The sequence below is a fragment of the Qaidamihabitans albus genome, assembly GCF_016464705.1.
In the GTDB taxonomy this organism is placed as follows: domain Bacteria; phylum Actinomycetota; class Actinomycetes; order Mycobacteriales; family Pseudonocardiaceae; genus Qaidamihabitans; species Qaidamihabitans albus.
The window spans coordinates 394,799-401,072 of record NZ_JAEHOB010000005.1 but is presented as its reverse complement, the minus strand read 5'-3'; the positions used below and the strand labels follow the sequence as shown (position 1 = coordinate 401,072).

Below are 6,274 nucleotides of genomic sequence, written 5' to 3'. Positions count from 1 at the left end.
GATCATCGAATGCGCTGCCCGCGCCGAGGACACCAGCGTCCCGCACGCGTGGACCCGCGGCGAGAACCACTCCACAACGTCGCTCGCCGGACCGGCCACGGGCCGGCCACCGAACACCTCGCAAGGCCGCCCGGGCACCGGCATCCACGTCGCCGTGGCGGCACGCCCGCGGAACCTGCACCCGGGCACCTCTCGTGCGTGCGCACACGAGTTAGAACACTGTTACGCACTCACAACCGGTGACCTGGGCAAATGACGCGCCCTGGTCCGCTCCAGCAGGTTCGAGGACAGGCTCTGGCTCGTGCCGCCACTCACGACCCTTCGGTGTTCGCGGTCAGACCGTGACGGCGGTGCGCCATCCGGGCCGGTAGCTCTCCCGCGCCATCACCGAGTAGGGCGCCGGGCTCACGATGGCCCGCACCGGGAGCTGTTCGTGGGGCTGCACGGTGGTCTTGCGGGTTCCGCCGTCCGGCTCTCCCCAGACGACCGTGACCTCCGCGCCCAGCGGGACGTCGGGGTTCACCGTCGCGAGCGAGAGCGCGGTGCGCTCGTTCGCGCTGTAGCCGGTGAACAGGGAAAGCCCGACGACATTGCCGTCGGCGTCGAGCACGGAGTCGAAGTTGGACGACCCGTAGTTGGCGTTGGGCAGGTCGAAGAACTGGTAGCTCGGCCCGTCCCGGTCGACGGGCGAGGCGAGGAGCTTGCCCACGTCCTCGGCGTTCCACGCGAGGGTCACCTTGCGCCGCTGCGTCTCCGGTTCGATGGCCGCCAGCGCGTCACGCCCGATGAAGTCGTGGTTGAACTTGACGAACGAGCCGTAGCCGAGCTCCCACGGGTTGAGGTAGTAGTCCTCGATCCGCTCGGACACGAAGCTCCCGGCCACCGCGTTGAGTGCCTCGTAGCTGTCCGGGCCGAGCCACTCCCGGTACGGCCGGAGCTCCTCGCTCGTGTAGACGGCGGGAAGGGGGGAGGGGATCCAGCCCGACTCCAGCGTGTTGCACGAGTACGCTCGCGCTCCGGCCGGTTCGAGACCGAACTCCCGGCCTGCTTCGAGGATGGCGTCGCGCACCCGGTCGTAGCTGCCGTAGGGTCCCCAGATCTCGAGGCCGGGCGCTCCCGCCATGCCGTGGCGGAGCGTGCGGACCCGCTCGCCCGCGACGTTCAGGTGGCCCATCCGGAAGAAGCGGACCTGCTCGACCGGGCCGCCGTTGACCTTCTCGATGACCTGCCACGCGTTCGGACCCTGGATCTGGAAGCGCCACACGTCGCGCGTGACCGGCTTGCCGTACGGCCGCGAGGGTGAGCGCTCGTCGCGGCGGATGTCGACCTTGTAGCCACCGTGCTCGGCCCGGAACGTCAGCCAGTTGGCCACCGGCGCGCGGCCGACGAAGATGAACTCCTCCTGTGCGAGCCGGAACAGGATGCCGTCGCCGATGACGCCTCCCTCGGGGGAGACCGGCACGAACTGCTTGGCCATGTCCACGGGGAAGTTGTCCATGTTGTTGACCCCGGTGTCGGAGAGCAGCCGCAGCGCGCCGGGCCCGGAGATGAAGAGGTTGACCATGTGATGCGTCTGGTCGAACAGCACCGCCGTCTCGCGCCAGGCGGTCACCTCGCGGCGCCAGTTGGTGAATTCGGAGGGGACGACCGGGTAGATGTAGGCCCCCAGCTGCGAGTTGCGGAGGAGGTCTACCGTGCTTCCCGACTGGTCCAGCAGTTCCTGCAGGTTCTTCGCGCTCATGTGTTACCCGTTCTCGTTCGGCGCCGTCGGCGATTTCTCCGGCCTCAAGCTACGGAGGCGGAGTGAGGGACGGCATAGCGGAATGGTGGAGGTGGATCGGGTCATATGACGTACCGGCGTCAGGTTCCGTAGTCCCCGGCGTCCACGTACTCGACACCGAGTTCGGCGAGGCGGGAGCGCAGGCCGTACCGGTCGAGGCCGAGCTCGCCGCCGCGGAACGCCTCCCGGGCGGCCTGTTCCTTGTCCACCCGGGCCTGTGCGGCATCGAGTGCCGCGCCGACGTCGTCGCGGGGTACGACCAGCACGCCGTCGTCGTCGGCGATGATCGCGTCACCGGGCCGGACGAGCTGCCCGCCCACGGTGATCGGCACGTTGACCGAACCCGGGGTGGCCTTCACCGTGCCCTGCGCGCTGACCGCCGCCGACCACACGGGAAAGCGCATCTCGTGCAGCTCGGCGACGTCACGTACGCCCCCGGTGGTGACGAGCCCGCGCACGCCGCGGACCTGCAGGGCGGTGGCGAACAGCTCGCCGAACATGCCGTCGGAGCACGGTGACGTCGTGGTGACGACCAGGACGTCGCCGGGGCGGCACTGCTCGACCGCGGCGTGGATCATCAGGTTGTCCCCCGGCCAGCACAGCACGGTGACGGCGGTGCCGCCGACGTGCGAGCCGAGGTGCACCGGCCGCAGCCCGGGGCCGAGGAAACCGGTGCGCCCCAGCGCCTCGTGCACCGTCGCGACGCCGTACCCGGCGAGGTCGGTGACCTGGTCCGGATCCGCGCGGGGTGGGCCGGTGACGACGACGTTCCTCATGCGAGCACCTCGGTGACCTGGGGGTAGAGCCGCATGTAGGCCTCGCCCATGGTGTCGTGCGGCAGGCCGAGGTTGGGGCCGGCGTTGCGCTTGAGCTGGACGCCGCGGCGCTTGGCGAGATCGGTGTAGTAGTCCCACATGTGCTGCTGCGCCGGCAGGCACTCCATGGCCTTGCGCTTGGCGTCGAACACCGGCGTGATGTCCAGGAGCACGTCCGGCTTGAAGTCGCACTGCTCGGGCTGGTGCGGCTCGAAGAAGAACACGGGAGGCGCGCCGAGCGGCTCGCCCGGCGCGTCGTAGCCGATGGCCTGCGCGAGCACCCTGGCCTGCAGCGCCATGCGTGCCGCCGCGGGATGGTCCTGGTTGTAAGGATCGGACAGGGGGTGGGTCAGCACGACCGAGGGATCGACGTCCCGGTAGACCCGCACGATGCGGTCGACCAGTTCGGGCGCCTCCAGCAGCGGGTAGTCGCCCGCGTCGAGGAACTCGATCTCGGCGCCGAGCGCCTCGGCCGCACCGGCCGCCTCGGCGCGGCGGATCTCCTTGATCTCGTCGAGCCGCTTGCCCGCACGCCACGCCTTGGCCGACTCACCGCGCTCGCCGTAGGTCAGGCACAGCACCTTCGCCCGGTCGCCGCGCGCCGTCGCCAGCGCGATCGCCCCCGCCGCGCGCCAGACGAAGTCGCCCGCGTGGGCGCTGATCACCAGCAACGAACTCATTCGGCCTCCTTCGAAGTCCTCGGCAGTTACGGAGGACGGTAGGCGCGCGCGCCCGGGATAGGGACCTACCGGAAGCCGGTCCGGGCTACGTCATTCGACGTAGTGCCGGTGACACAAGACCGGTGGAGAAGCCGCGCCGTCTCCGCGCGGCCCGGGCACCTCGGACCCGGCCGCCGAGTACGCCGGGCTCGAGGCCAGGGCCGAGGTGCGGCCGCCGCGGGTCGTCCGGTAGCCGCGCCGCCCGTGATCGTCTCGGTCATTTGTCGCGGACGACCCGGTCTGGATGCCGGACGTAACGCGCTCGCCGCTGCGCTCTACTGATCGAAGGCGGAATGCGGTCCGCATGGAGAAATGAGGTAAGCAGGTGATCATTCGGCAGGACACCGCCGGTTCGCGGCGCCGCCGCTCGGCTCTCGCCGGCCTGGTACGCAACATCAGCTACGAGGTGATGCCGTTCAAGAACACGGAGGAGTCCGTCCTCGCGCACGTCCCGGCGGCCGTCCCACTGACCGTCACGGTCACCGAGGCGAAGGGGATCGACGCGACGCTGGAGCTCACCGAACGCCTCGTACGGCACGGGTACACCGTCGCTCCGCACCTGCCTGCACGGCAGTTCCTCGACCGGAGCCATGTCGGCGACGTGGTGGCGCGCCTGCGCGAGGCCGGCGTGCGGTCGGTCTTCGTCATCGGCGGTGACGCGCCGGAGCCGGCGGGACGGTTCCCGGACGCGCAATCGCTGTTGCAGGCGATGGAGGAGGCGGGCCATTCCTTCGGCGAGGTCGGCGTCGGCGGTTACCCGGAGGGCCACGCCGCCATTCCGCAGGAGACGATCGACCTTGCGCTGAAGCAGAAGGCCCCGATGGCCACCCGCGTCATCACGCAGATCTGCTTCGACGCCGCGACGACGGCATCGTGGGCGGCCCGCATCGCCGCCTCCGGCATCGAGCTTCCCGTCCAGGTCGGCATCCCGGGACCCGTGAACAGGCAGAAGCTGATGCGGATCGCGTCGGGCATCGGTCTCGGTCAGTCGGCGAGGTTCCTGCGCAAACAGCAGAGCCTGCTGTGGCGGTTCCTCCTGCCGGGCGGCTACCACCCGACGAGACTGGCCAGGCGGATCGGGGCCGCGGCGCCGGGGGCGGGCGGCAACATCCGCGGACTGCACATCTTCACCTTCAACGAGTTGCGCAAGACCGAGCTCTGGCGGCAGGAGCTGCTAAACTCGCTGCGGGAAAAGGACGATCGGCCGTGATCGAGCGAAACCACAACGGCGACTACGGGCGGCTGATCGTGCAGGGCGCGGATCGCCCCGGGATCGTGGCGAGCGTTTCGGGCGTGCTCACCGGCCAGGGTGCGAACATCGTCTCGCTCGACCAGACCTCGAGCGATCCGTCCGGCGGGCGGTTCTTCCAGCGCACCGTCTTCCACCTGCCGGACCTGCCTGCCCGCATCGGCAGGCTCGAAGAGGCCCTCGAAGCCGAGCTCGGTGGGGAACTGGGCCTGGACTTCCGGCTGGTCGAGGTGAAGCGCAGCAAGCGGGTCGCCATCTTCGTGTCCAAAGCGGACCACTGCCTGATCGACCTGCTGTGGCGGCAGCGGCGCGGCGAGCTGCCCATGACGGTGCCGATGGTGGTGTCGAACCATCCCGACCTCGGTGAGGAGGTGCGCAGCTTCGGCCTGCCGTTCTTCCACGTTCCCGTGGAGAAGAACAACAAGGCCGCCGCGGAGAAGGAGCAGCTGAACCTGCTCAAGGGCAACGTCGACCTGCTGGTGCTGGCCCGCTACATGCAGATCCTCTCCGGGGACTTCCTCGAGGAGCTCGGGATGCCGGTCATCAACATCCACCACTCGTTCCTCCCGGCCTTCATGGGGGCGGATCCCTACCAGCGGGCCAAGGAGCGCGGGGTGAAGCTGATCGGCGCGACGGCGCACTACGTGACCGAGGACCTCGACGAGGGGCCGATCATCGAGCAGGACGTGATCCGCGTTTCGCACCGCGAGTCGGTGCGCGAGCTCCAGCGCAAGGGCGCGGACGTCGAACGGCTCGTGCTGTCCCGCGCGGTCGCCTGGCACTGCGAGGACCGGGTCATCCGCGACGGCAACACGACGGTCGTCTTCTAGGAGGCCCCGGGTGACCGCACAGATTCTGGACGGGCGGGCCGTGTCGGTGGCGATACTCGACCGGGTCCGGCGTGAGGTGGACGAGTTCGCCGCTGAGCACGGCCGCGTCCCGGCACTGGCGACGGTGCTGGTGGGCGACGATCCGGCATCGCGAACCTACGTGCGGATGAAGGCGAATCGCTGCGCGAAGGCCGGTATCGACTCGCACCGCGTCGAGCTGGACGCGGCGATCACGACCGGGGAGCTGGTGAGCCGGATCCGGGAACTGTCCGCGGACCCGGCCGTCGACGGAATCCTGCTGCAGCACCCCGTGCCGGATCACATCGACGAGCGGGCCGCGTTCGAGGCGATCGAGCCTGCCAAGGACGTGGACGGGGTGACCCGGGCGTCCTTCGCGGCCATGGCGTTCGACGAGGACGGGTTCCGCTCCGCGACGCCGGGCGGGATCATGGCACTGCTCGACGCCTACGACATACCGCTCCCGGGAAGGCACGCCGTCGTCGTCGGGCGCAGCCCCATCCTCGGCAGGCCCGTGGGAATGCTGCTGCTGGCTCGGGACGCGACCGTCACCTACTGCCACTCCCGGACCGCCGGCCTGGCCGAGCGGGTCGCCGAAGCGGACATCGTGGTGGCGGCGGCAGGGCGGCCACGGCTGATCCGCGGTGAGTGGATCAGGCCGGGCGCCGTCGTCGTGGACGCGGGCTATGCCGGCAACACCGGGGACGTGGAGTACGAGGAGGCGGCTGAGCGCGCGGCGTTCATCACCCCGGTCCCCGGCGGGGTCGGGCCGATGACCATCGCGACCCTGCTCGCGCAGACGGTCAGGGCGGCACGGGCCCACCAAACCAGGCGCTCACGCGGCGCGGTCCCGGTAAGGGGTG

Annotated in this window: 6 protein-coding genes and 1 pseudogene; 4 read left to right on the top strand and 3 right to left on the bottom strand. The window is 70.1% G+C overall.

Annotation, left to right across the window (positions count from 1 at the left end; translation table 11 throughout):
* On the top strand, positions 1-256 hold a 256-nt coding region (locus tag JAP66_RS31855), incomplete at its 5' end, for a hypothetical protein (RefSeq protein ID WP_210770048.1).
* Positions 257-334: 78 nt separating this feature from the next.
* Here the strand turns inward: JAP66_RS31855 and ligM are convergent.
* From ligM to JAP66_RS13420, 3 genes are all read right to left on the bottom strand, one after another.
* Positions 335-1,741, bottom strand: a complete 1,407-nt coding sequence (ligM, locus tag JAP66_RS13430; RefSeq protein WP_199432007.1) for a vanillate/3-O-methylgallate O-demethylase — start codon at positions 1,739-1,741, stop codon at positions 335-337.
* Positions 1,742-1,860: 119 nt separating this feature from the next.
* Entirely contained in the window at positions 1,861-2,556 is a 696-nt protein-coding gene (locus JAP66_RS13425; RefSeq protein ID WP_199432006.1) for a 4-carboxy-4-hydroxy-2-oxoadipate aldolase/oxaloacetate decarboxylase, read from the bottom strand.
* On the bottom strand, positions 2,553-3,275 hold the full coding sequence (locus tag JAP66_RS13420; RefSeq protein WP_199432005.1) for a PIG-L deacetylase family protein: 723 nt from the start codon (positions 3,273-3,275) through the stop codon (positions 2,553-2,555). Before JAP66_RS13420 ends, JAP66_RS13425 begins: the two co-directional genes overlap by 4 nt.
* A 364-nt stretch (positions 3,276-3,639) precedes the next feature.
* On the opposite strand from JAP66_RS13420, the gene JAP66_RS13415 reads away from it, so the two are divergent.
* The 3 genes and pseudogenes from JAP66_RS13415 to JAP66_RS13405 form a co-directional block, all read left to right on the top strand.
* On the top strand, positions 3,640-4,524 hold the full coding sequence (locus tag JAP66_RS13415) for a methylenetetrahydrofolate reductase (protein WP_199432004.1): 885 nt from the start codon (positions 3,640-3,642) through the stop codon (positions 4,522-4,524).
* Entirely contained in the window at positions 4,524-5,393 is an 870-nt protein-coding gene (gene purU, locus JAP66_RS13410; RefSeq protein ID WP_199432050.1) for a formyltetrahydrofolate deformylase, read from the top strand. The genes JAP66_RS13415 and purU overlap by 1 nt, the downstream gene beginning before the upstream one ends.
* Positions 5,394-5,403: 10 nt before the next feature.
* A pseudogene (locus tag JAP66_RS13405) lies at positions 5,404-6,255 on the top strand (bifunctional 5,10-methylenetetrahydrofolate dehydrogenase/5,10-methenyltetrahydrofolate cyclohydrolase); the annotation flags it as partial.
* Between the last annotated feature and the right edge of the window lie 19 nt (positions 6,256-6,274).